This is a genomic window from Micromonospora okii (assembly GCF_020884795.1).
GTDB classification, from domain to species: domain Bacteria; phylum Actinomycetota; class Actinomycetes; order Mycobacteriales; family Micromonosporaceae; genus Micromonospora; species Micromonospora okii.
In genome coordinates this window covers 45063-71254 of the sequence record NZ_BBZF01000014.1, presented here as the reverse complement: position 1 = coordinate 71254, position 26192 = coordinate 45063, and the positions used below count along the sequence as shown (strand labels likewise).

The window sequence follows — 26192 nt, the reverse complement described above, 5'->3', positions numbered from 1 at the left end:
GCGCGTACACCACAAGCCGGCGGGCTCGGGGCCCGCCGGCTTGTGGACGAAAGGGTGAGGTCGGCGCTACCGCGTCAGGCGCGGGTGACCTTGCCGGCCTTGATGCAGGAGGTGCAGACCTTCAACTTCTTGGTGTTGCCGCCACCGGCCGGGGTGCGCACCGACTGGATGTTCGGGTTCCAGCGGCGGTTGGTCCGCCGGTGCGAGTGGGACACGTTGTGGCCGAAGCCCGGCCCCTTGCCACAGACGTCGCACACGCTAGCCACGGAATACTCCTGGGATTGATACGTTCACGGGGTCGCCGCCAGGCGCAGCCCGGGCAACCTGGCCAGGTTACCCGATGGTCCCGCCGCAGCCCAACCGGGCCCCTGGTGACGCCGGGGAGCGGGGTGTTCCGGGCACCGTCGGCCGACATCGTAGCGTCGAGCCGGGCGGGTGTCGGCGCGCGCCAGTAGGCTTCTTGCCGTGCTGGACACCCTCGACGCCGCCGCGGTGCGCCGCTGGTGCGCGAGCGGGCTGGCCGCGCTGCGCCGCCACCAGGGCGAGATCGACGACCTCAACGTCTACCCGGTCCCCGACGGCGACACCGGCACCAACCTGGTGCTCACCCTCACCTCCGCCCAGCAGGCCCTCGCGATGGACCTGGACACGATCGGCGACGGCGACTCCACCGCGCACGGGCACGCGCTGCGGCTGATGGCGCGCGGCGCGCTGCTCGGCGCCCGGGGCAACTCCGGGGTGATCCTGTCGCAGATCCTGCGCGGCCTCGCCGACGCCCTGGCCGCCGTGCCGGTGGTCCGTGGCCGGCAGCTGGCCGCCGCGCTGCGCGGGGCCACCGCCGCCGCGTACGCCGCCGTGGCCCGCCCCGTCGAGGGCACCCTGCTCAGCGTCGTCGCGGCGGCGGCCGGCGCGGCCGAGGCGGCGGGGAGCGACGACCTGCGCGCCGTGGCGCGGGAGGCGGCCGGCGCGGCGGCCCTCGCCCTCGCCCGCACCCCCGAGCAGTTGCCCGCGCTGGCCCGCGCCGGGGTGGTCGACGCCGGCGGGCGGGGGCTCTGCCTGCTGCTCGACGCACTGGTCGAGGTGGTCACGGGGGAGAGCCCGCACCGGCCCTCGCCCGCGCCCCGCCCGGTTCGCCCGCCGGCCACCGCCCCCCGCGAGGCCGGCTCGACGGAGTACGCCTACGAGGTGCAGTTCCTCCTCGACGCCGACGCCGGGGCGGTCACCCGGATGCGGGAAACCCTGGCCGGGCTCGGCGACTCGCTGGTGGTGGTCGGCGACGGGGCCACCGACGCCGCGTCCGCCACCTGGAACGTGCACGTGCACGTCAACGACGTCGGGGCGGCCATCGAGGCGGGCGTGGTGGCCGGCCGGCCGTACCGGATCTCGGTGACCCGCTTCGCCGACCAGCCGGAGGCGGCCCCGCCCGCTGTGCCCCCGCCGGCCGGCGGGGGCCGGGCAGCCGTGGTGGTCGCGGCCGGCGCGGGCATCGCCGAGCTGTTCGCGGGCGAGGGGGCGACGGTGGTGCCGGGCAACCCGTCCACCGGGGAGCTGCTCGACGCCGTCCGGGCCACCGGCGCGGCCCGCGTGGTGGTGCTGCCGAACAGCCCCAACACGCAGGCCGCCGCGAGCGCCGCCGCGCGGGAGGCGCACGCGCTGGGGGTGAAGGTCAGCGTGGTGCCGACCCGCTCGCCCGTGCAGGCGCTCGCCGCCCTGGCCGTGCGCGACCCGGCGCGCCGCTTCACCGACGACGTGATCGCGATGGCCGAGGCCGCGGGCGCGTGCCGGTACGCCGAGGTCTGCCGGGCCAGCCGGGAGGCGGTGACCGTCGCCGGCCCGTGCCGCCCCGGCGACGTGCTCGCCCTGGTCGAGGGGGAGGTCCACCTGATCGGCGCGGACCTCGCCGACACCTGCGCCGCCGTCGTCGACCTGATGCTCGGCGGCGGCGGCGAGCTGGTCACCCTGCTCTCCGGCGCGGACGCCCCCGACGGGCTGGCCGACGCCCTCGCCGCGCACGTCGCCCGGCGCTGGCCGTTCGTGCAGGTCAACGCCTACCGGGGCGGCCAGCCGCACTATCCGCTCCTGGTGGGGGTCGAATGACCACGTCCGAGCCGACCACGGTCGACACGCCGTTGAAGAAGCTGGTCGGGGAGAAGACGGCCAAGGCCCTGGCCGCCCACCTCGACCTGCACACCGCCGGCGACCTGGTCTACCACTTCCCCCGCCGCTACGACGAGCGCGGCGAGCACACCGACATCCGCTCGCTGGACGTGGGCGAGCAGGTCACCGTGCTGGCCCAGGTGCAGAAGACGGCCGTGCGGCCGATGCGCCAGCGCCGGGGGAACCTGCTGGAGGTGACCGTCGGCGACGACTCCGGCGGGGTGCTCACCCTGACCTTCTTCGGCAACCAGGCGTGGCGGGAGCGGGAGCTGCGCCCCGGCCGGTGGGGGCTGTTCGCCGGCAAGGTCACCGAGTTCCGGGGCAAGCGGCAGCTCAACGGCCCCGAGTACGTGATGCTCGGCGACGGCGCGGCCGACGGCGAGGCGGCGGTCGGCGAGGAGGTCGAGGAGTTCGCCGGGGCCCTGATCCCGGTCTACCCGGCCGCGGCGGCCGTGCCGACCTGGGTGATCGCCCGCTGCGTGCGGGTGGTGCTGGACACCTTCACCCCGCCGGAGGACCCGCTGCCGACGGACGTGCGCTCCACCCGCAACCTGGTCGGCATCGGCCCCGCGCTGCACGAGATCCACCGGCCGTCGAGCAAGGAGGCCCTGTACCGGGCGCGCCGCCGGCTCAAGTGGGACGAGGCGTTCGCCGTGCAGCTCACCCTCGTGCAGCGCAAGCACCGGGCCGCCGCCTGGCCGGCGAAGGCCCGGCCGCCGCGCCCGGGCGGGCTGCTGGAGGCGTTCGACGCCCGGCTGCCGTACGAGCTGACCTCCGGCCAGCGGACGGTCGGTGCGGAGATCGCCACCGACCTGGCCACCGCGCACCCGATGCACCGGCTGCTCCAGGGCGAGGTCGGCTCCGGCAAGACGGTCGTGGCGCTGCGGGCGATGCTCCAGGTGGTCGACGCCGGGGGCCAGGCCGCCCTGCTCGCCCCGACTGAGGTGCTCGCCGCCCAGCACCACCGGGGCATCCTCGACCTGCTCGGCCCGCTCGGCCGGGCCGGGGAGCTGGGCGCGGCCGACGACGCCACCCGGGTCGAGCTGGTCACCGGCTCGCTCGGCGCGGCGGCCCGCCGCCGGGCCCTCGGCGAGGTGGCCGCCGGCCGGGCCGGGATCGTGCTCGGCACCCACGCCCTGCTCTACGAGGGCGTCGACTTCGCCGACCTGGGCCTCGTCGTGGTCGACGAGCAGCACCGCTTCGGCGTGGAGCAGCGCGACGCGCTGCGCGCGAAGGCCGACCAGCCGCCGCACGTGCTGGTGATGACGGCCACCCCGATCCCGCGCACGGTGGCGATGACCGTCTACGGCGACCTGGAGGTCTCCGCGCTCACCCAGCTCCCGCAGGGGCGCTCGCCGATCGCCTCGCACGTCGTGCCGGCCGCCGAGAAGCCCGCCTTCCTCGACCGGGCCTGGCGTCGGCTGCGCGAGGAGGTCGCCGCCGGCCACCAGGCGTACGTGGTCTGCCCCCGGATCGGCGAGGGCCCGGCGTCGGAGGAGGAGCCGCCCCGGGAGGACGACAACGGCCGACGCCCTCCGCTCGCGGTGACCGAGGTCGCCCCGCTGCTCGCCGACGGGCCGCTGCACGGGCTGCGCATCGGCGTGCTGCACGGCAAGCTGCCCGCCGACGAGAAGGACGCGGTGATGCGCGCCTTCGCCGCCGGCGACCTGGACGTGCTGGTCGCCACCACGGTCGTCGAGGTCGGCGTCAACGTGCCCAACGCCACCGTGATGATCGTGCTGGACGCCGACCGGTTCGGCGTCTCCCAGCTCCACCAGCTCCGGGGGCGGGTGGGGCGGGGCGAGGCGGCCGGGCTCTGCCTGCTGGTCAGCGAGGCGGCCGAGGGCTCGTCGGCCCGGGAGCGCCTCGACGCGGTCGCGTCCACCACCGACGGCTTCAAGCTCGCCGAGCTGGACCTGGAGCAGCGCCGAGAGGGCGACGTGCTCGGCGCCACCCAGTCCGGCCGGCGCTCGCACCTGCGGCTGCTGTCGCTGCTCCGCGACGCCGACCTGATCCGCGACGCCCGCGCCGAGGCGATCGCCCTGGTGGACGACGACCCGGAGCTGGCCCGGCACCCGGCGCTGGCCGCCTCGGTCGCCGCCCTGGTGGACGAGGAACGCGCGGAGTACCTGGAGAAGGGCTGAGCCCCTTCCACGCCCGTGCCGTCCGCCCTAGCCTCGACCGATGTCCACCTCATCCGTCACCCGGGGCGCGGTCCTGCTGGCCGAGGGCGACCGGCTGGTCGTCACCCGGTACGCCGGCCTCGCCGACGCCGCCTCCGGGGAGCCCAGTTCCGCCCGGACCCGCTTCCAGATCGCCTCGATCAGCAAGAACATGACCGCCACGGCCGTCCTGCTCCTGGCGGGGCGGGGCGCGCTCGACGTGACCGACCCGGTCGACCGCTGGGTGCCGGGCTGCCCGCCGGCCTGGCGGTCGATCACCCTGCACCACCTGCTCACCCACACCTCCGGGCTGGGCCACTGGGAGGACCATCCGGGGGTCGACCTGGCGGCCCCCGCCGACCCGGACGATCTGGTGGCGGCCTTCGCCGCGGTCCCGCCGCTGTTCGCCCCCGGGACCGCCTGGCGCTACAGCAGCCCCGGCTACGTGCTGCTGGCGCGGGCCGTCGAGCGGGCGGCCGACCGGCCGTACCGGGAGTTCCTGGCGGAGGAGGTGTTCGCGCCGCACGGCATGACCGGCAGCTTCGCCGGCTCCGGCGCGGGGCACGACGACGTGGCGGTGGGGCACTCCGGCGACCGCCCGGTGCCCTCGTGGGACCTGGACACGGTGAGCATGGGCACCGGCGACGTCTGGTGCACCGCCGGTGACCTGCTGGCCTGGCTCGACGGGTGGCGGGACGCCCGGCTGCTCGACCCCGCCCTGCTCGCCCGGATGACCACCGCGCACGCACCGACCGGCTCGGCGGCGACCGGGTACGGGTACGGCTGCTTCGTCGGGCCGCTGGCGGGGGAGCGGGCGGTCCACCACTCGGGGCACAACGCGGGCTTCAAGGCGTTCGCCGCCTGGCTGCCGGACTCCGGCCGGCGGCTGGTCCTGCTCACGAACGACGACGAGTACCCGGTCGACTCCGCCGGGATGGAACGCCTGCTCACCACCGACTGACACCGCCCCCGAGCACCGCTCCACCGGCTTCCGGGGGCGGCCTGCCTCGCTACCCCGAGATCCGCGCAACTTCAGGGAAGGTGCATCCCTTTCGCGCCGGCAGACCCCACTTTCCGTGAAGTTGTGCGGATCTTGACCGTGCCTGAGCGGGGCGGGACGGGGCGTGTGGGGCGGGCGGCGGGGCGGGTAGCGTCGGGGGGTGAGCAGGAGCAGGCGGTGACCCGGATCGTGGCCGGGACGCTCGGCGGCCGGCGCATCGCCGCGCCGCCCGGCGCCGGCACCCGACCCACCTCCGACCGGGTGCGGGAGGCGCTGTTCAGCGCGGTGCAGGCCGACGTCGACCTGACCGGGGCGCGCTTCGCCGACCTGTACGCCGGCTCCGGCGCGGTCGGGCTGGAGGCGCTGTCCCGGGGGGCGGCGCACGTGCTGCTGGTCGAGTCGGACGCGCGGGCCGCCCGGGTGGCCCGGGAGAACATCGCCACCCTGCGGGCCGCCCCGGCCGTCCGGCTGGTCACCGGGAAGGTCGCCACGGTGCTGGCGGCCGGCCCGGACGGCGGGCCGTACGACGTGGTCTTCGCCGACCCGCCCTACGCCGTGCCCGGCGAGGAGATCACCGCGATGCTGACCGCGCTGGTCGGCGGCGGCTGGCTGGCGGCGGACGCCCTGGTGGTGGTCGAGCGCTCCAGCCGGACGGGCCCGGTCGAGTGGGTGGAGGGCGTCACCGCCGAACGCAGCAGGCGTTACGGCGAGACCACTATTTGGTACGGTCGCCGATCATGAGACGTGCGGTGTGTCCCGGCTCGTTCGACCCGGTCACCAATGGACACCTCGACATCATCGGGCGGGCCGCCCGGTTGTTCGACGAGGTGATCGTCGGAGTGCTGATCAATCAGTCGAAGAGCGGCCTGTTCAGCGTCGAGGAGCGGATCGACATGCTCCGCGAGGTCACCTCCTCGTACGACAACGTGCGGGTGGCGTCCTTCCGCGGCCTGCTGGTCGACTTCTGCCGGGCGCAGCAGGCCAGCGTCCTGATCAAGGGCCTGCGGGCGGTCAGCGACTTCGACTACGAGCTCCAGATGGCCCAGATGAACATCGGCCTGGCCGGCGTCGAGACGCTCTTCATGCCGACCAACCCGCTCTACTCCTTCCTCTCCTCCAGCCTGGTCAAGGACGTGGCGAAGTGGGGCGGCGACGTCTCCGCCCACGTCCCCGACCTGGTCCGCGAGGCCCTGCGGGCCCGGCTGGGCCCGGCACCGCGCGCCTGACCGCCCCGGGGCCGGGTCAGGTGCGCGGCCGGACCTTCCGGGGCCGGGCAGGGTGCGCGACCGCCGGGGGCCAGCCCCGTGCCGCGCCCGCCGCGACACGACGCGCCGGGCGGGGCGGATCACCGGGCGGTGGCCCGGGCGAGACATGATGGGTCGGCGGGAACCCGGCCGCAGCCCGCATCATGTAGGTCGGCCGACGAACGACAGGAGTGAGGTGCCGGTGGACTCGCTCGATCGCATCGACGAACTGATCGCCATGGTGGAGCAGGCCCGCTCCGTGCCCATGTCCCGGAACAACTGCATGGTCGACCGCGGCGAGATGATCGCCGCCCTCGACGAGCTGCGCGCCGAGCTCCCCGCAGACCTGCGCCGGGCCGCCGTCCTGCTGGCCGAGCGGGACAAGATCATGGAGGCCGGCAAGCGCGAGGCGGACCGGATCATCAGCGAGGGTGAGGCGGAACACGCCCGCCTCGTGTCGATGAACGAGATCACCGTCTCCGCCGAGCACGAGGGGGCCCGGATCATCGCGGAGGCCCGCGCGGAGGCGCAGCGCCTCCGCGAGGAGGTCGACGACTACGTCGACACGGCGCTGGCCAACTTCGAGCAGTTCCTCACCCGGGCGCTGGCCTCGATCGAGCGCGGCCGGGACAAGATGCACGCGCTGCGGGAGATCGGCACGTTCGGTGGGGAGGAGCCGGAACGCCCGCTATCCTTCTGAGCGGCACCTCAGCAGCCGACAGACGGGGCGTGCGTCGCCCCCGGTTCGACGGTCGGGCGGCCGTCCAGGTAACCTCTTTTGTCGGCCTCTCACCGGCCGGAGTCTGACTATGCCCAAACACTCGCCTTCATCACTCAACCCCAAGGCGCCGCTGGTCCTCGACACGAGGGACCTGCCGCGTCGCCCTGGCGCGTTGCGTACCGTCAAGCGGGTCGTCCCGGCACCGGCGGACCTCGGCGTGGAGTTGATCGGCGTGCCGGAGGGCGCGGACCTCGACCTCGACCTGAGGTTGGAGTCGGTGTCCGAGGGCGTGCTCGTCTCCGGGACCGTCAGCGGTTCCGTCCGGGGCGAGTGCGGCCGGTGCCTGCGCGAGATCAACGACTCGGTGGCCGTGCCCGTCCAGGAGCTGTACGCGTACGAGAACAGCACCACGGACGTCACGACCGACGAGGACGAGGTGGGCCGGATGCAGGACGATCTGATCGACCTGGAGCCGGCGCTGCGGGACGCGGTGGTGCTCACACTGCCGACCAACCCGCTCTGCCGGGAGGACTGCCCAGGCTTGTGCCCCGAATGCGGGGTGCAGTGGGACGATCTGCCGGCCGACCACAGTCACCAGCAGATCGACCCGCGTTGGGCGGGCCTGTCGCAACTGAACCGTACAGAGGAGTAGGAACCGTGGCCGTCCCGAAGCGCAAGATGTCGCGCAGCAACACCCGGTCCCGCCGGGCGAACTGGAAGGCGGCCGTGGTGGCGACCGTGGCCTGCCCGCAGTGCAAGTCCCCGAAGCTGCCGCACGCGGCGTGCTCCGTCTGCGGCACGTACAACGGCCGCCAGGTCATCGACGTCTGACCTGGACGCCGAGTGACGCTCCCGACCCCCGGTCGGGTGGCGCGCGCTTCCTGGCGATCGCCCGGTGTCCCGGCTCCCGCCGACGCCGACCGGCCCGTTCCGGCCGGCGTCCCGGCGGAGCCGGGCACCGCGCGGATCGCCGTTGACCTCCTCGGCGGGGACGATGCTCCCGCCGTCGTGGTTGACGGCGCTCTGCGGGCCCTGCGCGCCGACCCGGACCTGCACCTTCTGCTCGCCGGCCCCGTCGAGGTCGCCGACGTGCTGATCGGTGCCCTCGACCCGGCGCGCCGCGCCCGGGTCACGGTCCGGCCGGTGCGCGCCGCCGTCGGCATGGCCGACCACCCCGTCGCCGCCCGCGCCGACAGCACCGTGCGCACGGCCGTCACCGCCGTCCGCGACGGCCTGGCCGACGCGGTCGTCTCGGCGGGCTCCACCGGCGCCACCGTCACCGCCGCCGCCCTCGGCCTCGGCCGCTGGCCGCACGTACGCCGGCCGGCCCTGGCCGCCACCCTGCCGGCGGTCGCCGGGCCGGTGGTGCTGCTGGACGTCGGTGGCTCCCTGGAGCCCGGCCCGGCCACCCTCACCCGACACGCCGTGCTCGGCGCGGCGTACGCGGCGGTGGCGCACTCGGTCGCCGCGCCCCGGGTCGGGCTGCTCTCGGTGGGCACCGAGGCCGGCAAGGGGGACCGGCTGCGCCGGGCCGCCGACCCGATCCTCGCCGCCGCGCCGCTGCCCTGCGGCGCGCGCTACGTCGGCCTGGTGGAGGGGTTCGACATCGCCGCCGGCACCCGCGCCGATGTGGTTGTCACCGACGGCTTCACCGGCAACATCCTGCTCAAGGCGATCGAGGGCGCGTACGCGATGGCGGGCGGCCCGCCGGCCAGCGGCGGCGCGCCCCGGGCCGCCGCCCTGCTCGGGGTGGCCGGCACCGTCGTGGTCTGCCACGGCGCCGCGCGCGGCGAGGACGTCGCCTCCGGCATCGCGCTGGCCGCCCACCTGTGGCGCCGACGGGCCGCCGACACCGTCTCCGCGCTGCTCGGCGGCGCCCCGGAGACCCCAGTCGTGAACGGAGAGGTAACCGCACCATGAGCATCGACAAGCGGCGGCGAGCGCCGATCGGGCACCTGGAGGCCGCGTTCGGGGTCTCGCTCGATCCGGAGCTGCTCGAACGGGCGCTGACCCACCGCTCGTACGCGTACGAGAACGGCGGCCTGCCCACCAACGAGCGGCTGGAGTTCCTCGGCGACTCGGTGCTCGGCGTGGTGATCACCACCGCGCTGTTCCGCAACCACCCCGACCTGCCGGAGGGGCAGCTCGCCAAGCTGCGGGCGAGCGTGGTCAACATGCGGGCGCTCGCCGACGTGGCGCGCGGCCTGGGCCCGGACGGGCTCGGCGCGTACCTGCTGCTGGGCAAGGGCGAGGAGACCACCGGGGGCCGGGACAAGGCGAGCATCCTCGCCGACACCCTGGAGGCGCTGCTCGGCGCGATCTACCTCCAGTACGGCCTCGACACCGCCGCCCTCGTGATCCACCGGCTGTTCGACTCGCTGATGGCCGAGTCGGCGGGGCGGGGCGCGGCGCTGGACTGGAAGACCAGCCTCCAGGAGCTGACCGCCGCCCTCGCCCTGGGCGTCCCCGAGTACCGCATCGAGGGCACCGGGCCGGACCACCTCAAGACGTTCACCGCCTGGGTGGTGGTCGCCGGCAACCGCTACGGCGGGGCGGAGGGGCGCAGCAAGAAGGAGGCCGAGCAGCGGGCCGCCGAGTCGGCCTGGCGGGAGCTGACCGCGCAGGCCGAGCGGGAGCAGGCCGAACTGGCGGCGGCCGAGGCGGGGTCGGCGGCCGAGGGCGAACCGGCGGCCGGGGCGGGTTCGTCGGCCGGGGCCGGGGTGGCGGCCCGGCCGGAGTCGACGGACGGGCCGCTGCCGGGGTTGGCCGAGCCGCAGCCGGCGGCGGACCGTGCCTGAGCTGCCCGAGGTCGAGACGGTCCGGCAGGGCCTCGCCCAGTGGGTGACCGGCCGCCGGATCGCCTCCACGGAGGTCCGTCACCCCCGGGCGGTCCGCCGGCACCTGCCCGGGCCGGCGCACTTCGCCGACGTGCTCGCCGGGCGCACGGTGCGCGACGTGCGGCGGCGCGGCAAGTACCTCTGGCTCCCGCTGGACAGCGGCGACGCGATCGTCGGCCACCTGGGGATGTCCGGCCAACTGCTGCTCCAGCCCGCCACGGCGGCGGACGAGCTGCACCTGCGGGTCCGGTTCCGGTTCGCCGACGACGGCCCCGAGCTGCGCTTCGTCGACCAGCGCACGTTCGGCGGGCTGTCGGTCTCGGCCGGCGGGGCCGAGCTGCCCTCCGAGATCGCGCACATCGCCCGGGACCCGATGGACCCGGAGTTCTCCGACGACGCCTTCGTCGCCGCCCTGCGCCGCCGGCGCACCGAGGTCAAGCGGGCCCTGCTCGACCAGACCCTCGTCTCCGGGGTGGGCAACATCTACGCCGACGAGGCGCTGTGGCGGGCGGGGCTGCACGGCGCCCGGCCCACCGACGCGCTGACCCGACCGGCCGCGCTGCGCCTGCTCGGCCACGTCCGGGACGTCCTCGGCGAGGCGATCTCCGAGGGCGGCACCAGCTTCGACGCCCTCTACGTCGACGTCAACGGCAACAGCGGCTACTTCGACCGGGCGCTCAACGCGTACGGGCGGGAGGGCGAGCCGTGCCGGCGGTGCGGCACTCCGCTGCGCCGGGAGGCGTTCATGAACCGCTCCTCGTACAGTTGCCCGCGCTGCCAGCCCCGGCCCCGGACCGCCGCGCCCCGGACCGCCGCGCCCAGGACCGCCACGCCCCGGGCCACCCCGCCCCGGGGCTGACCGGGCCCCGGGGGCCGACCGGGCTCCCGGGCGGCCCGCTCAGGGAGCGTCCGGGCAGGCGTCGCGCCACGCGTCCAGCTCCCGGTGCTTGCGCATCGAGGCGAAGCCGTACCCCATCGTGGTGACGCAGAAGTCGTCGGCGTCGCCCGCGTACTCGACGTGGAACACCGGCTTCCCGGCGTCGACGAACGGCAGCAGCCTGCCGCACCGGCGCAGCCGGACGCACTCCTCGTCGACGGCGAAGTCGAAGTCGGGCGCCAGCGCGGCGACCTGCGGCACGTCGCCGAGCAGGCCGGGGGAGAGGTCGAGCGAGCGGGCCAGGGTGGCGACCCGCCGGTTGAACAGCAGTTGGTCGTCGAAGTCGAGCGGGAAGCCGTTGCGGTGGGCGTACCCGTCGGCGTCGGCGAGCGCCACCGCGCCGAAGCCCTTGCCCCGGCACAGCCGGAACCGGTCGGCCAGGATCGGCTCCAGCGCGTCCCACCACCGCACGTCGACCCACCGGGTGCCCGGGCGCGGGCCGGCCGCGCCGCGCGCCGCCGCCGGGTAGCGGTCCGCGTCGGGGTCCGTCGCCGCGTACGCGCCGACGGCCACCTGGCAGACCAGCCGGCGGTCCCGGGCGCGCAGCGCCGTGGTCTCGGCGGCGGTGGTACGCACCGGGTCGAGCAGGAACACGTCCGCGTCGACGCCCGTGTCGAGCGGGCCGGTGAGCTGCCACTGCCAGCGCCAGTACCGGGCCGACTCGGCCGGCCACGGGGTGGGCGCGCCCGGCGGGGTCAGCTCGCCCCGGCAGCCGTACGCGGCGGTGAGCAGCGCCAGCGCGACGAGCGCCCGCAGCGCCCGGGACACCCGGCGTGACCGCAGCGTCCGGGGTGTCCGCAGCGTCCGGCGCGGGCCGCGCGGGGCGCCGGGCGGCGGCAGCCGGATCCGCATCGGCAGCTCCCGGGTCGCGGGCGGCGTCCGGCCGCCCGAATCGGGTGCGCCGGGTACGCCCCGGCGCGCCTCACCCGGTCAAACGAGCGTGACCCCCGGGGCGACTCGCCGCCGGGGTCACGCCGGGAGTCCGGTCAGCGCGGGGTACCGAAGTTCTGCGTCCAGTACGGCCCGTTGCTCGTGGCGACGCCCACCCCGATCTGGGTGAAGGAGCAGTTCAGGATGTTGGCCCGGTGCCCGGAGCTGTTCATCCAGGCGTTCATCACCGCCGCCGGGGTCTGCTGGTTCCAGGCGACGTTCTCGCCGTACGCCCGCCACGCGTACCCGACCCGGTCGAGCCGCTCGCCGACGTCGCTGCCGTCGCTGCCGGTGTGCGACATCTTCCGGTTGTCGGCCTGGTCCTGGCTGTGCGCCTGGGCGGCCTTCATCAGCTTGTCGTTGATCTTCAGCGCGCCGCAGCCGGCCTTGGCCCGCTCCGCGTTCACCAGGTTGACGACCTCCGCCGCCTGGGTGCTGACGCCCGGGGCGACGACGACCTTGGGGGTGGGGGCGGTGCTGCGCTGGCTACCCCGCGACGCGGCGGTGCTCCGGCTGGGCCTCGGGGTCGACCTGACCGTCCGGCTCGCCCTCGGCGACGGGCTGGCGCTGGCGCTGGCGGGCGAGGCACTCGGCCGCGGCGAGGCCGAGCCCGTCGCGGAGGGGCTGGCCGACGGCGGGGGCAGGGCGTCGCCGGGGTCGGCGGGCGCGGCGGCGACCGGGGCGTCGACCGCGGCCGGATCGGTCCGCGGCTCGTCGCCGCCGGGCAGCGCGAGCGCGCCGACGCCGAGGCTGACGACCAGCGTGGCCGCTGCGGCGGCACCGCCGACCAGCAGCGGGCGCGGCAGGCGGCGGCGCGGGCGGTGCCGCCCCTCGCCGTCGCCCGGGGCCTCGGCGGCCGGTCCCCCGAGGCGGACCGGCTGCCCGCCGCCGGCCGGCCCGACGACCGGGATCGCCAGGGTCGGCTCCTCCGGCCACGCGTGCGGCCCGGCTGCCGGCGCCCCGGGACGCCACGGCTCGGGAGCGGGCCGGGACGCCTCGGCGTCGGTCCGCCACCGCGCGGTGGGCTGCTCCGCCCACGACGGCTCGTACGGGTTCGGCCGCGCGTGCGTCTCGGTCCGGTCGTGCGCGTCCGGGCGGTCGTACGTCTCGGCCCGCTCGTGCCTGCCCGCCTGCTCGTGCGTGGTCGGCGGCTCGTGCCTGCCCGCCCGCTCGTGCGTGGTCGGCGGCTCGTGCCTGCCCGCCCGGTCGTCCGTGTCCGGTCGGCCGTGCGACCCCGGGCGGGTGGGCCCGTTGTGCCGTTCGTCACTCGGCAGGTCCGGCGCGTCCCCGAACAGGTACGCCGACCTCGGCTCCGGGCGGTCGCTCAGCCAGGCCGGCCCGTCGGTCGGGTCGTCCTGGCGGAAGTGGTTGCCCTCCGGGTCGTTGGGGTCGGTCCAGCCGTACACGCCTGTCGCCTCCATGGGTCGGTTGCGGGCCGGGGTGAACGTACGGTTGGGGCGTGGGCTGCGGCAACGCCGCTAAGAAAGAGTTAAGGCGAAAGCAGTTCGCCTGAGGGTCGTTCCGGCGCTTTCGGGGCGTACAGTTATCGTGTCCGGACAGAGAGTGTCCGCGCCTCGTGGCAGCCCTCGCCGAGCAACCCCTCGCCAAGCGGACAGGCCGACGCAGAGATGATCTATGGCCTGCGGGAACTTGACGGAGGAGGGGTTATCGGCTCAATATGTAGGTGTCGCCAGTCGCGCCCGCTCATGCCCAGAATTCGCTGGGAAGTGAGAGCCGCGTACGAGTGGGCGCGCGTTGGTCCGGCCTTTCCGGCAGCGCATATCAAGGAGTCAGCATGGCGAAGGCCCTCTACGGCCACGTAGGTGCAGCGTCCGACCGGCGTCTGCTCGACGAGGTCACCCGACTGCGATCCAGGGTTCAGGCGCTCGAGTTCGAGATCACGCGCCTGCGCGCCGAGAATGATCGGCTTGCGGCGGCTGCGGCGGAGGCGGACGACATCCTCCGTCTGGCCGAGCCCGCGCTGACCTGATCTCTGATCGCCTGACAACTGAATCGCAATACGCGAAATCGCGCGCCGACACGGATGTGCCGGCGCGCAGTCATGTCCGGGGACGTTTTCCGGTCACCATTTCCTGATCTTGGATAATTGATCATTCCTCGGCCCGGTGATCGGCTTCGGCGCGTACCGGAAAGGGCTTCGAGCACGGCGTGGAGTCGGCGGCCGGCGGCGGCCCGGGGCGGGTCGCGTGCCCGGCCCCCGGCCGCACCGGGTTACTCTGCGGGTTCACCAGGTCCGCGCAGCCCACGATGCTCGGCGGCCACCGGACGAGGATCGAGAAGGTGTATCTCAAGAGCCTGACGGTGAAGGGGTTCAAGTCCTTCGCCTCCGCGACGACGCTGAAGCTGGAGCCCGGGATCACCTGCGTGGTCGGCCCGAACGGCTCCGGCAAGTCCAACGTCGTCGACGCCATCGCCTGGGTGCTCGGCGAGCAGGGCGCCAAGGCGCTGCGCGGCGGCAAGATGGAGGACGTCATCTTCGCCGGCACCGCCGGACGGGCGCCGCTGGGCCGGGCCGAGGTCACCCTCACCATCGACAACACCGACGGCGCGCTGCCGATCGAGTACACCGAGGTCTCCATCACCCGCCGGATGTTCCGCTCGGGCGAGAGCGAGTACGAGATCAACGGCGACTCCTGCCGCCTGCTCGACATCCAGGAGCTGCTGTCGGACTCCGGCATCGGCCGGGAGATGCACATCATCGTCGGGCAGGGTCGGCTCGACGGCATGCTGCACGCCAAGCCCGAGGACCGGCGGGCGTTCATCGAGGAGGCGGCGGGCGTCCTCAAGCACCGCAAGCGCAAGGAGAAGGCGCTGCGGAAGCTCGACGCGATGCAGACCAACCTGAACCGGCTCACCGACCTCACCGCCGAGCTGCGCCGCCAGCTCAAGCCGCTGGGCCGGCAGGCCGAGGTGGCCCGGCGCGCCGCCGCCATCCAGGCCAACCTGCGCGACGCCCGGCTCCGGCTGCTCGCCGACGACCTGGCCACGCTGCGCGCCACCCTCGACAAGGAGATCGCCGACGAGACCGCCGTGCGCGAGCGGCGCGAGCAGGTCGAGGCGGAGCACGCGGAGGTGCAGGCCCGCCTCGGCGAGCTGGAGGCCGCGCTGGCCGAGGACGCCCCGATGCTCGCCGCCGCCCAGGACACCTGGTACAAGCTCTCCGCGCTCTCCGAGCGGTTCCGCTCCGTCGAGCAGCTCGCCCGGGAGCGGCTGCGCCACCTCAGCGCCCCCGGCGACGACGAGCGCCCCGGCCGCGACCCGGACCAGCTCGACGCCGAGGCCGAGCGGATCGGCGAGCAGGAGGAGGAGCTGCGCGAGGCGCTCACCGACGACCAGATCCGCCTCGCCGAGGCCGTCGAGCACCGGCAGGAGCTGGAACGGCAGCTCGCCGCCGCCGAGCGGGAGCTGGTCGCCGCCGCGAAGGCCATCGCCGACCGGCGGGAGGGGCTGGCCCGGCTCGCCGGCCAGGTGAACTCGGCGCGGGCCCGGACCACCAGCGCCGGGGAGGAGATCGACCGGCTCGCCGCCGCCCACACCGACGCGATGGCCCGCGCCGAGCAGGCGCAGGCCGACCTCGACGCCGTCGCCGAGCAGTCCACCGAGGCCGACCGGGACAACGCCGACCTGGACTCCCGGCACGCCGAGGCGGTCGCCGCCCAGGAGCGCGCGCAGGCCGCCGTGCGCTCCCTCGCCGACGCCGAGCGGGCCGCCGAGAAGGAGGCCGCCACCCAGAAGGCCCGCGAGGAGGCGCTCGCCCTCGGCCTGCGCCGCAAGGACGGCGCGGGCGCGCTGCTGGCCCGCGCCGACGAGGTGCCCGGCCTGCTCGGCAGTCTGGCCGGGCTGCTCACCGTCGCCCCGGGGCACTCCGCGGCGCTCGCCGCCGCGCTCGGCGGGCTCGCCGACGCGGTCGCGGTCACCGGCGTGGACGAGGCCGTCGAGGCGATGCGGCTCCTGAAGATCGCCGACGCCGGTCGGGCCGGCCTGCTGGTCGGCAGCCCCGCCGGGCCGGGCATGACGGGGCCGGCCGACGCGCTGCGCCCGAAGCTGCCCGACGGGGCCCGCTGGGCCCCCGACCTGGTGGAGTGCTCCGCCGAGCTGCGCCCCGCCGTGCACCGGGCGCTGCGCGACGTCGCGGTCGTCGACGACCTCGCCGCCGCGTCCGAGCTGGTCGCCGGCAACCCGGAGCTGCGGGCGGTCACCGGGGAGGGTGACGTCGTCGGGGCGTACGCGGCGGCCGGCGGGTCGGCCAAGGCGCCCAGCTTCATCGAGGTGCAGGCGGCCGTCGAGGAGGCCCGCACCAACCGGCTCGCCGCCGAGCGGACCGCCGCCGAGCTGCGCGACCAGCTCGTCGAGGCGCGCGCCGAGGTGGCCGTCGCCAAGGAGACCGTGCAGCACGCCGCCGCCGCGAAGCGGGAGGCCGAGAGCCACCGCAACGCCGCCGCCCGCCGGCTCGCCGAGCTGGGCGCCGCCGCCCGGTCGGCGAAGGCGGAGACCGACCGCCTCGGCGAGTCCCGGGCCCGCGCCGAGGCGGCCCGGGAACGCGACCTGACCGCCCTGGCCGAGCTGGAGGAGCGGCTGCGGCTGGCCGAGGCCACCCCGATCGACGCCGAGCCGTCCGCCGAGGAACGCGACCGGCTCGCCGCGCTGGTGCCGCAGGCCCGCCAGAACGAGATGGAGGTGCGGCTCGCGGTGCGTACCGCCGAGGAGCGGGTCTCCTCCATCGCCGGCCGCGCCGACTCGCTGCGCCGGCAGGCCACCGCGGAGCGGGCCGCGCGGGAGCGCGCGGCGGCCCGCCGGGCCGCCCGGGCGCGCGGCGCGGCCATCGCCAGGGCCGTGGCCGGCGGTGCGCGCGAGGCACTGACCCGGCTCGCCGTCTCCATCGCGCGGGCCGAGGAGGACCGCGACGCCGTGGCGCGCGAGCGGGCCGCCCGCGAGGCCGAGCTGTCCGAGGTACGCGGCGCGGCGAAGCGCCTCGGCGCGGAGCTGGAGCGGCTGACCAGCCAGGTGCACCGCGACGAGGTGGCCCGCGCCGAGCAGCGGCTGCGCATCGAGCAGTTGGAGGCGAAGGCCGCCGAGGACTTCGGCCTCGACGTGGAGACCCTGGTCGCCGAGTACGGGCCGCACCGTCCCGTACCCCCGACCCAGGCGGACGTGGCGGCGGCCGAGCGCGACGGGCTGCCCGTGCCCGAGCCGGTCCGCTACGAGCGGCCGGTGCAGGAGAAGCGGGCCGCCAAGGCGGAGCGGGAGCTGGCCCTGCTCGGCAAGGTGAACCCCCTCGCGCTGGAGGAGTTCGCCGCGCTGGAGGAGCGCTTCAAGTTCCTCTCCGAGCAGTTGGAGGACCTCAGGGCCACCCGCCGGGACCTGCTCACCGTCGTCAAGGACGTCGACGACCGCATCCTGGAGGTCTTCGCCAGCGCGTTCGCCGACACCGCCCGGGAGTTCGAGCAGGTCTTCACGGTGCTCTTCCCCGGCGGCGAGGGGCGGCTGATCCTCACCGAACCCGACGACCTGCTCACCACGGGCGTGGAGGTGGAGGCCCGGCCGCCGGGCAAGAAGATCAAGCGGCTCTCCCTGCTCTCCGGCGGGGAGCGGTCGCTGACCGCCGTGGCGATGCTCGTGGCGATCTTCCGCGCCCGGCCCAGCCCCTTCTACATCATGGACGAGGTGGAGGCGGCCCTCGACGACGTCAACCTGGGCCGGTTGATCACGCTGCTGGCCCAGTTGCGGGAGAAGAGCCAGCTCATCGTCATCACCCACCAGAAGCGGACCATGGAGATCGCGGACGCCCTCTACGGGGTGACCATGCGTAGCGGGGTGACCCAGGTGATCAGCCAGCGGCTCAACCGGGCCGAGGGGGACGGCGCGGGGCCTTCCCGCGACGCCGGGCGGACCGGCGGGCAGAGTGAGGCGCGGCCCGCCGGCCGCGTCTTCGACGACCAGCGGCACGGCCGCGGCGAGGAGAACGACTAGTGGCTCGGGAACGCGCGACGGCGCTCCTGGTGGACCTCGACGGGGTGCTGCGGCGCTGGGACCCGGCGGTCGCCGCCGGGGTGGAACGCGAGTACGACCTGCCGTCCGGGGTGCTCACCGAGATCGCCACGCAGTGGGGGCGGCTCCAGCCGGTGCTGACCGGCCAGGTCAGCCACGCCGACTGGGTCTCCAGCGTGGTCGACGCGCTGGCCGAGTCGGTCGGCAGCCCGGAGCGCGCCCGCGCGGCGGTGGAGCAGTGGCAGCGCTACCGGGGCGAGGTCGACCCGGAGGTGCTGGCGTTCGTCCGCGAGGTGCGGGCCGCCGGGGTGCCGGTCGGCCTCGCCACCAACGCCGCCGACGTGCTCGACACCGACCTCGCCGAGCTGGGCCTCGTCGGCGAGCTGGACGTGGTGGTCAACTCCTCGGTCGTCGGGGTGCACAAGCCGGCCAAGGAGTACTTCCAGGCCGCCTGCGTGGCGCTGCGGACCCCGCCGGCCCGGGTGCTCTTCGTCGACGACGAGGACTGGGCGATCCGGGGCGCCCGCGCCGCCGGCCTGTCGGCGTACCGGTGGGACGGGCCGGCGGGGCTGCGCTACCTGCGGGCGGCGCTAGCGTCCTGACCCCGGCGGCTAGTCGCCGGTGACGCCGTCGAGGCGTTCCCGGACCAGGTCGGCGTGGCCGTTGTGCCGGGCGTACTCCTCGATCATGTGCACGTACGCCCAGCGCAGGTTGAACGTCCGCTCCCGGCCGTCGGCGTGGCGCACGGTGAAGGTCTCGTCCAGGGAGCGGCCCTCGGTGGCGGCCCGCGCCGCCTCGACCTCGGCCCGGAAGGTGGCGAAGGTGGCCTCCGGGTCGGCGTCGGCCAGGTCGTGGAAGTCGGCGTCCTGGTCGGTGTCGATGTCGAACAGGTCGGGCAGGTCCTGGCCGGCGAAGCGCTGCCGGAACCAGGACCGCTCCACGTCCGACATGTGCCGGACCAGGCCGAGCAGGGTCAGCTCGGACGGCTCGACGCTGGCGGTCCTCAACTGCTCGGCGGTCAGTCCGGCGCACTTGAGCAGCAGGGTCTGCCGGTGGTAGTCGAGCCAGCCTTCGAGCATGGTGCGCTCGTCGGCGACGTAGGGCTCGTCGGTTCGGGTGATCTCGGGCGCTCTCCAGGTCATCGGGTCATCCTGGCCGGTGCCTCCGACACTCCGCGACCGAGTTACCCGTCGAGGGTGTTAGGAAGGGGCCCTTCCTATACCGAAAGCGTTAACAGGGGGCCCTTCCTTTCAGGGCACCACGACGACCGGCCAGCGGCCCCGGCGGACCAGGCGGGTGGCGACCGAGCCGACCAGCCGGTGCCCGGCCTGCTCGGAGGAGCCGACCACCACCAGGTCCGCCCGGTGCTCGTCCGCCGCCGCGCAGAGTTCGGCGTACGCGTCGCCGCGCCGGGCCAGGAAGGTGATCGGCAGCCCCAGCTCCTCGGCGCTGCGCCGGAACTCCTCGCGCAGGTCGGCGGCCAGCTCGTCGTGGTTGCGCTGCACCGCCCCGGCGTCCAACCCGGGGGCCAGCCCGGCGAAGGCGGCCGGCGAGCTGACGAAGACCACCACGAGGCCGGCGCCCTGCCGGCGGGCCAGCCCCGCCGCGTACGAGGCGGCCCGCAGCGACGTGCGGGTGCCGTCGACGCCGACCAGCACCACCCGGGGCCCGTCCGTGCCGCGCTCGAAGGGCAGCGGCCGGGCCGCCGGGCCGTAGTCCTCGCGGTCGAGGGGTGCTCCCACGCTCACGTCCGCCTCCTCAGCGCCGCGCGCCGACGCGCGTCAGCGCGCCCTGGTCGACGGCCGACGCATCCTCGTCGACGGCCGCGTGCTCGCCGACGGCCGGCGCGTGCTCGTCGACCGCCGATGCATCCTCGCCTACGGCCGGCGCGTGCTCACCGGCCGGCTTCCGTCCGGCCGGGTCGGCCGGCGGGCCGTTGTGCTGCCGCAGCGGGACCTCCCTGATGAGGCTCACCGCGACGAGGGCGATCAGCGCGAACGGGGCCGCGACCAGGAAGATGTCGCCGGCGCCGTGGCCGTACGCGCCCTCCACGACCGCGCGGACCGGGCCGGGCAGGACGTGGACGTCGGGCAGGGCACCGCCGCCGCCCGAGGCGGAGGCCGGGACGCCGAGGCCGGCGAGCCCGTCGGCGATGTAGCCGGTGACCCGGTGGCCCAGCACCGCGCCGAGGGCGGAGACGCCGACCGCGCCGCCGAGGCTGCGGAAGAACGCCACGACGGAGCTGGCCACGCCCAGCTCGTGCGCGCCGACGGTGTTCTGCACGGCGAGCACCAGGTTCTGCATGGTCATGCCCAGCCCGACGCCGACGACCGCCATGTAGCCGGCCAGCAGCCAGAAGCTGGTGTCGGCGCGCAGGGTGCCCATCAGCGCGAAGCCGACGGTGAGCAGGGCCGAGCCGGCGACCAGGTACCGCTTCCAGCGGCCGGTGCGGCTGATGACCTGGCCGGTGACCGTGGACGAGACGAGCAGGCCGAGGATCATCGGCAGGGTCATCAGGCCGGACATGGTCGGGCTCTGGCCCCGGCTGATCTGGAAGTACTGTCCGAGGAAGACGGACGCGCCGAACATCCCGACGCCGACCGCGACGCTGGCGACGGTGGCCAGGGTGACGGTGCGGTCGCGGAACAGCCGGGGCGGGATGACCGGCTCGGCGGCCCGGGTCTCGACCCGGATCGCGAGCGCGCCGAGCAGCAGCGCGCCGGCCACCATGACGGCGGTCTGCCAGGACATCCAGTCGTACCGGTCCCCGGCGAGGGAGACCCAGACCAGCAGCAGCGACACGGCTGCGGTGATCAGGGTGGCGCCCCACCAGTCGATCTTCGCCTCGCGCTTGACCACCGGCAGGGAGAGGGTCTTCTGGAGCACCACGAGGGCGGCCACGGCGAACGGCACGCCGACGTAGAAGCACCAGCGCCAGCCGAGCCAGGAGGTGTCGACGATGACGCCGCCGATGAGCGGGCCGCCGATGGTGCCCACGGCCATGACCGCGCCGAGGTAGCCGCTGTACCGGCCGCGCTCGCGCGGCGCGATCATCGTTGCCATGATCACCTGGGCCAGCGCGGTGAGGCCGCCCGCGCCGACGCCCTGGAGCACCCGGCAGGCGATCAGCCACTCCGTCGACTGGGACGCCCCGGCCAGCACCGAGCCCAGCACGTAGATCACCAGGGAGAGCTGGACGAGGGCCTTCTTGCTGGTCAGGTCGGCGAGCTTGCCCCAGAGCGGGGTGGTCGCGGTGGTCGCCAGCAGGGTGGCGGTGACCACCCAGGTGTACGCGGACTGCCCGCCCCGCAGCTCGGTGATGATCCGCGGCAGCGCGTTCGAGACGACCGTGGAGGAGAGGATCGCGACGAACATGCCGAGCAGCAGACCGGAGAGCGCCTCCAGGATCTGCCGGTGGGACATCTCGACGCCGGTCGCCCGGCTGGGCGCTGCCGCTGTGGCCTGGGTCATCGTGGCTGCCTCCGGTGGGGGAGAGGGAATTGGTTGCCTAGAGCAACAACCAGGGGCGGCCGGCCCCTATTCCTCCGGGCCGGTGGCCGCGTTCCCCCGGGCCGGTGACCCGCGCGCTCAGTCGAGGGCGTCGTTGAACCGGGCCAGCAGCCGGCCGAAGTCCTCCACGTCCCGCCTCGGCCAGCTCTCCAGGATGCGCCGGAACTCCGCGAGCCGGGACGACCGGGCCGCGTCGAACCGGCGCTGCCCCTCCCCGGTCAGGCTGAGCCGCCACGCCCGCCGGTCGTCCGGGTCCGGCTCCCGGCGCACCAGCCCGAGGGCCTCCAGGGCGTTGATCTGCCGGCTCAGCGTGCCCTTGCTCACCCCGAGCCGGCCGGCCAGGTCGGTCAGCCGGCTCTCGTCGGCGCGGCGCAGCCACAGCAGCAGCCCGTACGCGTTCGGGTCCAGGTTGGGGTGCACCTCCCTGGCCACCTCCCAGGACAGCGAGCGGCCACGGCGCAGCAGCGCCGTCAGCTCGTGCTCGACGTCCCGCAGGGTCTCCGGAGGGTGCTCGTCCACGCGGCAAGGGTACGGCGTGGACGACCCGCTCAGCCCTCGGAGGCGAGCCGCTGGTGCGCCACCGGCCGCAGGCCTCCGTCGCTGGTGGTGCCCTCGATCGTCACCTCCGCCGTCCGGCCCCGGTGGGTGAGGGTGGCCACCGCGTTGCCGAAGTACGGGCCGGCGAGCTTGCGCCACCGCACCGGCGAGCGGCGCACCCCGGCCGAGCGGGCCAGCGCCCGGGTCGCCCCGGCGGGCCCCGCCGACCAGCCGAGCTTCATCAGCGGACGCAGCCCGGCCGGCACCTGGTTGTGGACGGGCGAGCAGGTGAGCTGGTGCACCGGGGTGTGCACCGCCGGGTCGTCGAACCGGGCCCGGGCGACGTACGAGTGGTGCACGTCACCGGAGAGCACGCTGATCGACGCCGGCGGCGGGTACGCCGGCCCCGCGCCGACCCGGTCCCCGGTGCTGCCGGCCGGGCCGCTGCCGAGCCGCGCGAAGAGCGCGCCGAGGGCGTCGAAGGAGCGGCGGAAGGCGGCCCAGTGCTCCAGGTCGAGCCCCCGGCGAACCCGCTCGGACAGCACCGCCACCCAGCGGTGCCGGGAGTCGGCGAGCCGCTCGTTCCACGCCTCCACGTGGTGGATGCCCGGCGGCAGCAGCCAGGGCAGCGAGGAGCCGACCACCAGGTGGTCGTAGACGCCGTGGGCCCGGTCGAGGAACCAGGACCACTCGCCGGGCGGCAGCATCGCCCGGTTGCCCGGCTCCAGCACCCGGCTGCACCGGTTGTCGAGCATGACCAGCCGGGTGCGCCCCAGGTCCAGGGCGTAGCTCCACTGGTACTGCACCGCGCGCCAGCGCTCGGTGTCGTGCGCCTCGTCGGCCTCCCGGTCCACCCGCGCGCCGAACTCGCGCAGCACCTCGGTGGCGTCCGCCCCGGCGGCGGTGACCTTCGCGTAGACCGGGTCGGCGGCGATCTCCTCCGGCGCGAGGTTGCCCAGGTGCTGGTAGACCCAGTACGAGGCGAGCCCGCTGCCGATCCGCTCGGCCCACCAGGGCTCGGCGCGCATGTCCGCGCGCCACGACGCGGAGGTGTTCCAGTCGTCGATCACCTCGTGGTCGTCGAAGATCATCACGCTGGGCACGGTGGAGAAGAGCCAGCGGATCTCCGGGTCCCGCCACGACTCCAGGTAGAGCTTCGTGTACTCGTCGAAGCTCACCACCTGGGTCGCCGGGGCGCCCTGGGGCCGCCGCCGACGCCGCTTGAGCATCCGCCGCACGGTGGGGGAGGTCTCGTCGGCGTAGACCTGGTCGCCGAGGAGCACGAGCAGGTCCGGCAGGGCGGCGTCGCGCTCCGGCTCGGAGATCAACCGCCGGGCGTACGCGTCGAGGGCGTCCGGGGGCAGCTTGCGCGCGGTGGCGTGCTGGGTGGTCTCCCGGCAGGAGCCGAAGACCAGGCGCACCGGCTGGTCGGCGTCGTCGGCGGCCCGGGTGCGGATCACGCTGGGCGGGAACCCGCCCCCGGGCAGCGGCCACTCCACCTCGTCGTCGACCAGCACCTCGTACGTCGTCGCGCTGTCCGGGGCGAGCCCCTCCACCACGACGAGCGCGTAGTGATGGCCGTACGCGGAGAAGGTCTGCGCCACCCCCTCGGCGCCGTCGGCCGTGCGGACCCGGACCGTCGCGGGCACGCTGGTCTCCACCCAGACCGTGGCCCGCGTGCCGACGACCCGGCGCAGCAGCGGGCCGATGAGCAGGCGTGCATCCGCCATGCGGAACCTCCAGGGTGAGAAGAACTCGTCATTTCTACCCGGTCGGTGGCCCCGCCACCCAGCGGCAGGCGGAGCGTACCCGCAGCTCGGCCGCCGGCCGGGTGCGGTGGCTGGGACGCCGTCGCCGTCATCTGACAGGATTTCGGCATGACGGAATACCTCCTCATCGCGCTCGCCCTGCTCGGCGTGCTGATCCTCGGCGGCCTCGGGCTGGTGGTGCCGCGGCTGCGCCGGCGGCCCGAGCCGCCGCTGCCGCAGACGGAGGTGGACACCCGGGCCGAGGAGGACCTCGCCGGGCCGCCCGTCGAGGCCCCCGAGTCCGAGCTCTCCACCGGCATCCTGGTCGAGCCCCCGCCCGTGGTGGAGGCCCCTCCGGTCGAGGTGCCCGAGCCCACCGCCGGCCGGCTGGTCCGGCTGCGCTCCCGGCTGTCCCGCTCCCAGAACGTCTTCGGCAAGGGCCTGCTCGGCCTCCTCTCCCGCGACCACCTCGACGAGGACGCCTGGGAGGAGATCGAGGACAGCCTGATCACCGCCGACGTCGGCATCGACGCCACCCGCGACATCGTCGACCGGCTGCGGGAGCGGACCCGGGTGCTCGGCACCCGCTCCGCCACCGACCTGCGCACCCTGCTCGCCGCCGAGCTGGTTCACGCCCTCGACCCCACCCTGGACCGCTCGCTGCGCACGGCCCCCAAGGAAGGCGTGCCGGCGGTGGTGCTGGTCGTCGGCGTCAACGGCGCCGGCAAGACCACCACCTGCGGCAAGATCGCCCGGGTGCTCGTCGCCGACGGCCGCACCGTGCTGCTCGGCGCGGCCGACACGTTCCGCGCCGCCGCCGCCGACCAGTTGGAGACCTGGGGCGGCCGGGTCGGCGCGGAGACCGTCCGGGGCCCGGAGGCCGCCGACCCGGCCAGCGTGGCGTTCGACGCGGTCAAGCGCGGCATCGACACCGGCGTGGACACCGTGCTGATCGACACCGCCGGCCGGCTCCAGAACAAGATCGGCCTGATGGACGAGCTGGGCAAGGTCAAGCGGGTGGTGGAGAAGCACGGCCCCATCGACGAGACCCTGCTGATCCTCGACGCCACCACCGGCCAGAACGGCCTGGAACAGGCCCGAGTCTTCACCGAGGCGGTCAACGTCACGGGCGTGGTGCTGACCAAGCTCGACGGCACCGCCAAGGGCGGCATCGTGATCGCCGTGCAGCGCAAGCTCGGCATCCCCGTCAAGCTCGTCGGCCTCGGCGAGGGCAAGGACGACCTGGCCCCGTTCGACCCGGCGCAGTTCGTCGACGCGCTGCTCGGCACCGAGCCGCTCGCCCGGGACGCGTAACCTCGCAGTGACCAGTGACGATCGCGCGCACGCCGGGTGGCGCGAGGGCCGCCACCCGGCGCCGGGCCTCGGGAGACCGTACGTGACTTCGCAGGAGATCCCGCTGCACGGCGGGAACGTGAGCACCGTGGTCCGCGTCGGCGACACCGTCCGGCGCAACGCCGGCCCGTGGACGCCGTCCGTGCACGCCCTGCTGCGTCATCTGGAGTACGTGGGGTTCACCGGCGCGCCCCGGGCGCTCGGCATGGACGAGCGCAACCGGGAGGTGCTGTCGTACCTGGAGGGGGAGTGCGGGGAGTACCCGCTGGCCCCGCACTGGGTCACCGACGAGGCGCTGGTGACCGTGGCCACCATGCTGCGCATGTTCCACGACGCCCAGTACGGCTTCGCCCCGCCGCCCGGGGCCGTGTGGCGCTCGTTCGGCCCGCCGCCGCCGGACACCGAGGTGATCTGCCACCACGACGCCGCCCCGCACAACGTCATCTGGCGGCCGGACGGCACGCTCGGGCTGATCGACTTCGACCTCGCCTCGCCCGGGGCACGCATCTACGACGTGGCGTACGCGGCGTGGACCTGGGTGCCGATCTTCGCCGACCGGGACTCGATCACCCTCGGCTGGAAGCACCCCGACCGCCCGCGCCGGCTGCGGCTGTTCGCCGACGCGTACGGGCTGATCCCCCGGGACCGGCACCGGCTGGTCCGCACCATCCGCAAGCGGATCGTCGACCACGTGGAGGGCATCCGCCGGATGGCCGCCGCGGGCGAGCCGGCGTTCGTCCGCATCGTGCACAAGGGCCACCTGCGCCGCCCCATGCGCGACCTGCGCCTCCTGGACTACGAGCGCCACACCCTGGAACACGCCCTCCGCTGACCCGCTCCACCCCGCGCCTTCAAAGTGCGCAGATGTGCGGAAAGAGTGGTCATTCCCGCCCGGGATGGCCACTCTTTCCATGCATCAGGGGGCAGGTGGGGGTTTCTTCACGCGTACGAAACAGGACGTCACCGCGCGGAAATGCCGCGTGACCGTCGGGGAAACGAGGGGCGAGCAGGCTTCGGCGCAACCGGCGTACGGGCGGCGCTGCCCGG

At 75.1% G+C, this 26192-nt stretch carries 23 protein-coding genes and 1 pseudogene; 16 read left to right on the top strand and 8 right to left on the bottom strand.

What is annotated here, in order from left to right; genetic code table 11:
* Window positions 1–74: 74 nt before the first annotated feature.
* Window positions 75–266: a 50S ribosomal protein L28 gene (gene rpmB, locus LPU43_RS06870; RefSeq protein WP_011905179.1), complete on the bottom strand. Its 192-nt coding sequence runs from the start codon at window positions 264–266 to the stop codon at window positions 75–77.
* A gap of 199 nt (window positions 267–465) precedes the next feature.
* Between rpmB and fakA the strand changes: the two genes are divergently transcribed.
* The 11 genes from fakA (at window position 466) to mutM (ending at window position 10980) form a co-directional block, all read left to right on the top strand.
* Window positions 466–2097 carry a DAK2 domain-containing protein gene (gene fakA, locus LPU43_RS06865; RefSeq protein ID WP_229399412.1) on the top strand — a complete coding sequence of 544 codons (1632 nt, stop codon included), beginning with the start codon at window positions 466–468 and terminating at the stop codon, window positions 2095–2097.
* Window positions 2094–4301: an ATP-dependent DNA helicase RecG gene (gene recG / locus LPU43_RS06860; RefSeq protein WP_229399411.1), complete on the top strand. Its 2208-nt coding sequence runs from the start codon at window positions 2094–2096 to the stop codon at window positions 4299–4301. Before fakA ends, recG begins: the two co-directional genes overlap by 4 nt.
* A gap of 40 nt (window positions 4302–4341) precedes the next feature.
* On the top strand, window positions 4342–5280 hold the full coding sequence (locus LPU43_RS06855) for a serine hydrolase domain-containing protein (protein WP_229399410.1): 939 nt from the start codon (window positions 4342–4344) through the stop codon (window positions 5278–5280).
* Window positions 5281–5496: 216 nt separating this feature from the next.
* Window positions 5497–6060 carry a 16S rRNA (guanine(966)-N(2))-methyltransferase RsmD gene (gene rsmD, locus LPU43_RS06850; protein ID WP_229399409.1) on the top strand — a complete coding sequence of 188 codons (564 nt, stop codon included), beginning with the start codon at window positions 5497–5499 and terminating at the stop codon, window positions 6058–6060.
* Entirely contained in the window at window positions 6057–6545 is a 489-nt protein-coding gene (coaD, locus tag LPU43_RS06845) for a pantetheine-phosphate adenylyltransferase (RefSeq protein WP_229399408.1), read from the top strand. Before rsmD ends, coaD begins: the two co-directional genes overlap by 4 nt.
* Before the next feature lie 220 nt (window positions 6546–6765).
* Window positions 6766–7263: an SPFH domain-containing protein gene (locus LPU43_RS06840; RefSeq protein WP_229399407.1), complete on the top strand. Its 498-nt coding sequence runs from the start codon at window positions 6766–6768 to the stop codon at window positions 7261–7263.
* Window positions 7264–7372: 109 nt separating this feature from the next.
* On the top strand, window positions 7373–7936 hold the full coding sequence (locus LPU43_RS06835; protein WP_229399406.1) for a YceD family protein: 564 nt from the start codon (window positions 7373–7375) through the stop codon (window positions 7934–7936).
* A 5-nt stretch (window positions 7937–7941) separates the two neighbouring features.
* Entirely contained in the window at window positions 7942–8115 is a 174-nt protein-coding gene (gene rpmF, locus LPU43_RS06830) for a 50S ribosomal protein L32 (protein WP_229399405.1), read from the top strand.
* A 135-nt stretch (window positions 8116–8250) separates the two neighbouring features.
* Entirely contained in the window at window positions 8251–9204 is a 954-nt protein-coding gene (locus LPU43_RS06825) for a phosphate acyltransferase PlsX (protein ID WP_229399873.1), read from the top strand.
* Entirely contained in the window at window positions 9201–10082 is an 882-nt protein-coding gene (rnc, locus tag LPU43_RS06820) for a ribonuclease III (RefSeq protein WP_229399404.1), read from the top strand. Before LPU43_RS06825 ends, rnc begins: the two co-directional genes overlap by 4 nt.
* The gene (gene mutM, locus LPU43_RS06815; RefSeq protein ID WP_229399403.1) at window positions 10075–10980 is read left to right on the top strand and encodes a bifunctional DNA-formamidopyrimidine glycosylase/DNA-(apurinic or apyrimidinic site) lyase; all 906 of its coding nucleotides are present in this window, start codon (window positions 10075–10077) and stop codon (window positions 10978–10980) included. Before rnc ends, mutM begins: the two co-directional genes overlap by 8 nt.
* A gap of 39 nt (window positions 10981–11019) precedes the next feature.
* Here mutM and LPU43_RS06810 read toward each other — a convergent pair whose 3' ends face one another.
* Together LPU43_RS06810 and LPU43_RS06805 are read right to left on the bottom strand one after the other, a co-directional pair.
* Entirely contained in the window at window positions 11020–11910 is an 891-nt protein-coding gene (locus LPU43_RS06810) for an endo alpha-1,4 polygalactosaminidase (protein ID WP_229399402.1), read from the bottom strand.
* 134 nt (window positions 11911–12044) lie between these two features.
* A complete protein-coding gene (locus LPU43_RS06805) occupies window positions 12045–13394 on the bottom strand; it encodes a CAP domain-containing protein (RefSeq protein WP_229399401.1) in 1350 nt (449 codons plus the stop codon).
* A 389-nt stretch (window positions 13395–13783) separates the two neighbouring features.
* Between LPU43_RS06805 and LPU43_RS06800 the strand changes: the two genes are divergently transcribed.
* The 3 genes and pseudogenes from LPU43_RS06800 (at window position 13784) to LPU43_RS06790 (ending at window position 18599) form a co-directional block, all read left to right on the top strand.
* Window positions 13784–13978 carry a hypothetical protein gene (locus LPU43_RS06800; protein ID WP_229399400.1) on the top strand — a complete coding sequence of 65 codons (195 nt, stop codon included), beginning with the start codon at window positions 13784–13786 and terminating at the stop codon, window positions 13976–13978.
* A 311-nt stretch (window positions 13979–14289) separates the two neighbouring features.
* Window positions 14290–17871: pseudogene (gene smc, locus LPU43_RS06795) on the top strand (chromosome segregation protein SMC); the annotation flags it as partial.
* Between the two features lie 107 nt (window positions 17872–17978).
* Window positions 17979–18599: an HAD family hydrolase gene (locus LPU43_RS06790; protein WP_229399399.1), complete on the top strand. Its 621-nt coding sequence runs from the start codon at window positions 17979–17981 to the stop codon at window positions 18597–18599.
* A gap of 9 nt (window positions 18600–18608) precedes the next feature.
* On the opposite strand, the gene LPU43_RS06785 is transcribed toward LPU43_RS06790, so the two are convergent.
* From LPU43_RS06785 to LPU43_RS06765, 5 genes are all read right to left on the bottom strand, one after another.
* Complete coding sequence (locus tag LPU43_RS06785; protein WP_229399398.1) at window positions 18609–19139, bottom strand: DinB family protein; 531 nt, start codon at window positions 19137–19139, stop codon at window positions 18609–18611.
* 108 nt (window positions 19140–19247) lie between these two features.
* A complete protein-coding gene (locus LPU43_RS06780; protein WP_229399397.1) occupies window positions 19248–19745 on the bottom strand; it encodes a universal stress protein in 498 nt (165 codons plus the stop codon).
* A 10-nt stretch (window positions 19746–19755) separates the two neighbouring features.
* Window positions 19756–21468: an MDR family MFS transporter gene (locus LPU43_RS06775; RefSeq protein WP_229399396.1), complete on the bottom strand. Its 1713-nt coding sequence runs from the start codon at window positions 21466–21468 to the stop codon at window positions 19756–19758.
* Window positions 21469–21585: 117 nt separating this feature from the next.
* Window positions 21586–22026: a MarR family winged helix-turn-helix transcriptional regulator gene (locus LPU43_RS06770; protein WP_229399395.1), complete on the bottom strand. Its 441-nt coding sequence runs from the start codon at window positions 22024–22026 to the stop codon at window positions 21586–21588.
* Between the two features lie 29 nt (window positions 22027–22055).
* Window positions 22056–23774 carry an alkaline phosphatase D family protein gene (locus LPU43_RS06765; protein ID WP_229399394.1) on the bottom strand — a complete coding sequence of 573 codons (1719 nt, stop codon included), beginning with the start codon at window positions 23772–23774 and terminating at the stop codon, window positions 22056–22058.
* A 147-nt stretch (window positions 23775–23921) separates the two neighbouring features.
* Here LPU43_RS06765 and ftsY point away from each other — a divergent pair, with 147 nt between their 5' ends.
* Both ftsY and LPU43_RS06755 read left to right on the top strand, forming a co-directional pair.
* Window positions 23922–25106, top strand: a complete 1185-nt coding sequence (gene ftsY / locus LPU43_RS06760) for a signal recognition particle-docking protein FtsY (RefSeq protein ID WP_229399393.1) — start codon at window positions 23922–23924, stop codon at window positions 25104–25106.
* A gap of 7 nt (window positions 25107–25113) precedes the next feature.
* Window positions 25114–25977 carry a phosphotransferase gene (locus tag LPU43_RS06755; protein WP_229399392.1) on the top strand — a complete coding sequence of 288 codons (864 nt, stop codon included), beginning with the start codon at window positions 25114–25116 and terminating at the stop codon, window positions 25975–25977.
* The last annotated feature ends 215 nt before the right edge of the window (window positions 25978–26192 follow it).

What these genes read in the sequence shown, in the direction of transcription:
- recG (WP_229399411.1), top strand. Translation starts at nt 2,094, where the DNA reads ATGACCACGTCCGAGCCGACCACGGTCGACACGCCGTTGAAGAAGCTG.
- LPU43_RS06855 (WP_229399410.1), top strand. Translation starts at nt 4,342, where the DNA reads ATGTCCACCTCATCCGTCACCCGGGGCGCGGTCCTGCTGGCCGAGGGC.
- coaD (WP_229399408.1), top strand. Translation starts at nt 6,057, where the DNA reads ATGAGACGTGCGGTGTGTCCCGGCTCGTTCGACCCGGTCACCAATGGA.
- LPU43_RS06835 (WP_229399406.1), top strand. Translation starts at nt 7,373, where the DNA reads ATGCCCAAACACTCGCCTTCATCACTCAACCCCAAGGCGCCGCTGGTC.
- rnc (WP_229399404.1), top strand. Translation starts at nt 9,201, where the DNA reads ATGAGCATCGACAAGCGGCGGCGAGCGCCGATCGGGCACCTGGAGGCC.
- LPU43_RS06810 (WP_229399402.1), bottom strand. Translation starts at nt 11,910, where the DNA reads ATGCGGATCCGGCTGCCGCCGCCCGGCGCCCCGCGCGGCCCGCGCCGG.
- LPU43_RS06800 (WP_229399400.1), top strand. Translation starts at nt 13,784, where the DNA reads ATGGCGAAGGCCCTCTACGGCCACGTAGGTGCAGCGTCCGACCGGCGT.
- LPU43_RS06785 (WP_229399398.1), bottom strand. Translation starts at nt 19,139, where the DNA reads ATGACCTGGAGAGCGCCCGAGATCACCCGAACCGACGAGCCCTACGTC.
- LPU43_RS06775 (WP_229399396.1), bottom strand. Translation starts at nt 21,468, where the DNA reads ATGACCCAGGCCACAGCGGCAGCGCCCAGCCGGGCGACCGGCGTCGAG.
- LPU43_RS06765 (WP_229399394.1), bottom strand. Translation starts at nt 23,774, where the DNA reads ATGGCGGATGCACGCCTGCTCATCGGCCCGCTGCTGCGCCGGGTCGTC.
- ftsY (WP_229399393.1), top strand. Translation starts at nt 23,922, where the DNA reads ATGACGGAATACCTCCTCATCGCGCTCGCCCTGCTCGGCGTGCTGATC.